This window comes from Mitsuaria sp. TWR114 (genome assembly GCF_007997345.1).
Map to the genome: position 1 here is coordinate 1 of NZ_VOSR01000632.1, position 3,886 is coordinate 3,886.

General features: G+C 68.3%; 3 protein-coding genes. 2 read left to right on the plus strand and 1 reads right to left on the minus strand.

Translation table 11 applies throughout. The features are described from left to right. A partial coding sequence (gene acnA, locus FUT87_RS21145; protein WP_147242297.1) for an aconitate hydratase AcnA occupies window positions 1-2,389 on the plus strand: 2,389 nt, incomplete at its 5' end. A gap of 131 nt (window positions 2,390-2,520) precedes the next feature. Next, complete coding sequence (locus FUT87_RS21150; protein ID WP_147242298.1) at window positions 2,521-2,943, plus strand: YciI family protein; 423 nt, start codon at window positions 2,521-2,523, stop codon at window positions 2,941-2,943. Window positions 2,944-3,030: 87 nt separating this feature from the next. Here FUT87_RS21150 and FUT87_RS21155 read toward each other — a convergent pair. After that, window positions 3,031-3,886: CsgG/HfaB family protein (locus tag FUT87_RS21155; protein ID WP_222617232.1), on the minus strand; the 856-nt coding region annotated here is incomplete at its 5' end.

Consider the following 3,886-nt stretch of genomic DNA (forward strand, 5'->3'; position numbering starts at 1 on the left):
GATCGAGCCGCTGGTGCCGGTCGACCTGGTGGTGGACCACTCCGTCATGATCGACCACTTCGGCGACAAGCAGGCGCTGGACCTGAACATGAAGCTGGAGTTCGAGCGCAACCGCGAGCGCTATGAATTCATGAAGTGGGGCATGCAGGCCTTCGACACCTTCGGCGTCGTGCCTCCGGGCTTCGGCATCGTCCACCAGGTCAACCTGGAATACCTCGCCCGTGGCGTCCACAAGACCGACAACAAGACCGGCGGCGGCGCCGGCACCGTCTACTACCCCGACACGCTGGTCGGCACCGACAGCCACACGACGATGATCAACGGCATCGGCGTCGTCGGCTGGGGCGTCGGCGGCATCGAGGCCGAGGCCGGCATGCTCGGCCAGCCGGTCTACTTCCTGACGCCGGACGTGGTCGGTTTCGAGCTCACCGGCCGCCTGCGCGAGGGCGTCACCGCCACGGACTTGGTGCTGACCGTCACCGAGATCCTGCGCAAGGCCAAGGTGGTGGGCAAGTTCGTCGAGTTCTTCGGCGAGGGCACCGCCTCGCTGTCCGTGCCCGACCGCGCCACCATCGGCAACATGGCGCCGGAATACGGCGCGACGATGGGCTTCTTCCCGGTCGACGAGCGCACCATCGACTACTTCAAGGGCACCGGCCGCACGACCGAGGAGATCGAGGCCTTCGAGAGCTACTTCCGCGCGCAGGGCCTGTTCGGCATCCCCAAGGCGGGCGACATCCGCTTCAGCCAGGTCGTCTCGCTGGACCTGGGCAGCGTCGTGCCCTCGCTGGCCGGCCCCAAGCGCCCGCAGGACCGCATCGTCATCACCGACCTGGCCAAGACCTTCACCTCGCTGTACAGCAAGCCGGTGGCCGACAACGGCTTCAACCAGCCGGCCGCCAAGCTGCACCAGCGCTTCCCGCTGGGCGGCGCCCAGAAGGGCCTGTCGATCGCCAACGGCGACGTGCTGATCGCGGCGATCACCTCCTGCACCAACACCTCCAACCCGAGCGTGCTGCTGGCCGCCGGCCTGCTGGCCAAGAAGGCGGTCGAGGCTGGCCTGAAGGTGCAGCCGCACATCAAGACCTCGCTGGCGCCGGGCTCGCGCATCGTCACCGAGTACCTGGAGAAGGCCGGCCTGCTGCCCTACCTGGAGCAGCTGGGTTTCACCGTCGCCGCCTACGGCTGCACGACCTGCATCGGCAACGCCGGCGACCTGACGCCCGAGATCAACGAGGCCATCACCGGCAACGACCTGGTGTGCGCCGCCGTGCTGTCGGGCAACCGCAACTTCGAGGCGCGCATCCATCCCAACATCAAGGCCAACTTCCTGGCCAGCCCGCCGCTGGTGGTGGCCTACGCGATCGCCGGCAACGTGACCCGCGACCTGATGACCGAGCCGGTCGGCCACGGCACCGGCGGCCGGGCGGTCTACCTGGGCGACATCTGGCCCACCAGCGACGAGATCTACGCGCTGCTCAAGCTCGCGCTCAATCCCGACGCGTACCGGGCCAACTACGGCAAGGTCAAGGCCGAGCCGGGCGAGCTCTGGAAGAAGATCACCGGCGGCACCGGCCAGGTCTACGGCTGGCCGCGCAGCACCTACATCGCGCAGCCGCCCTTCTTCAGCGGCTTCACGCAGATCCCGCAGGCGCAGGAGGTCGGCGTGCGGGACGCGCGCATCATGGCGCTGTTCGGCGACTCGATCACCACCGACCACATCTCGCCCGCCGGCTCGATCAAGGAAGCGTCGCCCGCGGGCAGCTACCTGAAGGAGCAAGGCGTGCTCAAGGCCGACTTCAACAGCTACGGCTCGCGCCGCGGCAACCATGAGGTCATGATGCGCGGCACCTTCGCCAACGTCCGGATCAAGAACCTGATGATCCCGGCCAAGCCGGACGGTGCGCGCGAGGAAGGCGGGCTGACGCTGTTCCAGCCCGGCGGCGAGAAGCTGTTCATCTACGACGCCGCGATGCGCTACATCGCCGCCGGTACCCCGACGGTGATCTTCGCCGGCGAGGAATACGGCACCGGTTCCAGCCGGGACTGGGCGGCCAAGGGCACGCAGCTGCTGGGCATCAAGGCGGTGGTGGCCAAGAGCTTCGAACGCATCCACCGCTCCAACCTGGTCGGCATGGGCGTGCTGCCGCTGCAGTTCCGTCCGGGCGATTCCTGGGAATCGCTGGGGCTCAAGGGCGACGAGCTCATCGACATCGAACTGGGCAACGAGATCCGGCCGCAATCGGAAGCGACGCTGATCATCCGTGCCGCCGGCGCCGCCGAGCGCCGCGTGCCGCTGATCCTGCGCATCGACACGCCGATCGAGGTCGAGTACTACCGCCACGGCGGCATCCTGCCCTACGTGCTGCGGCAGCTGCTGGCGGCCTGAGGGGCACGGGGGGAAATTTCGCGGCGCCTGTCGAAATCCGGCGGCGCCAGACGTCATGAGGGTGAGACGGCCATGGTCGTCCACCCTCATCCACTTTCAGCGTCCCACCCGGGCGCATTCAGGAGCACGTCATGCGATTCATGGTCATCGTCAAGGCCGACAGCCACAGCGAAGCGGGCGAGATGCCCAGCACCGAACTGCTCGCCGCGATGGGCGCGTACAACGAGCAACTCGTCAAGGCCGGCATCATGAAGTCGGGCGAGGGGCTGCATCCGAGCCGCAAGGGCGTGCGAGTGCGCTTCTCCGGGGAGTCCCGCACCGTCACCGACGGTCCGTTCGCCGAGACCAAGGAGCTGATCGCCGGCTTCTGGATCTGGGAGTGCGCCTCGCTGCAGGAGGCGATCGAGTGGGTCAAGAAGTGCCCGAATCCGCAGACGGGCGACTCGGACATCGAGATCCGCCAGATCTTCGAGGTCGAGGACTTCGGCGAAGCCTTCACCCCGGAATTGCGCGAGCAGGAAGAGCGCCTGCGCGCCGAGATCGAGCAGCGCTGAGGCAGGCCGCGTCTCCCGCGCGGTGGCGGGAGTCCCCGGCATGGCCCCCTCTCCCGCGAAGTGGGAGAGGGTTGGGGTGAGGGCGATTTACTTCCCGGTCGTCCCGGTCGTGCCCGAGGTCGCCGGCTTCTTCGCCGCGGGCTTGGCGGCCGGCTTCGGCGCGGCCTTCGGTGCGGCGGCAGGCTGGTCCAGCTCCTTGGAGGCCGCGGTCGAGCCGCCCTGCACGCCGAGTCGACCGCCGGTGCCCAGGCCGCCCTTGACCTGCTGCGCCTTGTAGTTGCGCAGCGCCTTGACCATCTGGTTGTACGAGTCCGCGAAGGCGGTCACGATGACCTTGCCCGCCGGCGTCTTGCCGTAGGCGCCGCCAGCGATGGCGGTGTTGCTGAAGAAGCTGGCGCCGCCGAAACCGAAGTCGAAGTTCTTGGCCGTGCCCTCCGCCGCCGAGATCTGCACGCCGGAGCGGTTGTCCACCAGCAGCAGCGTCGTGGACGCCTCGTTCTGGCTGACGTTGGCCGCGACCGCGGTCAGCAGCCCGATCGCGCCGGTGCCGATGCCACCGCCACCACCGCCGGTCTTGCCGGCGAACTGGATCTCGGGGCTCATCGTGTAGTCGGCGGCGACCATCTGGCCCTGGCCGAAGTTGCTGCCGGCACGGACCTCGCCCGACTGCATCAGCGCCCGCTCGCGCTCCATGTTGGCGAAGGCCTTGCCGCGCTCCACGATCACGAAGCAGTTGGACTGCTGGACCATCAGGCGCAGCACCGGCACCGTGGAGCCCAGCTGGCGGTCACGCAACTGCGACCACCAGGGGGCGTTGGTGTCCTCGAAGATCGCCAGCGTGCCCAGCGTCTCGTCGCAATGCTCGAGCTTGCTGTTCTGGTTCTCGGCGGTCGCGCCGCCAGCGGCGCCGGAGACGGTGCCCTTGTTCTCGCCCATCGTCGGC

Coding starts and splice junctions, on each gene's coding strand:
- FUT87_RS21150 (WP_147242298.1), top strand. CDS start 2,521: ATGCGATTCATGGTCATCGTCAAGGCCGACAGCCACAGCGAAGCGGGC.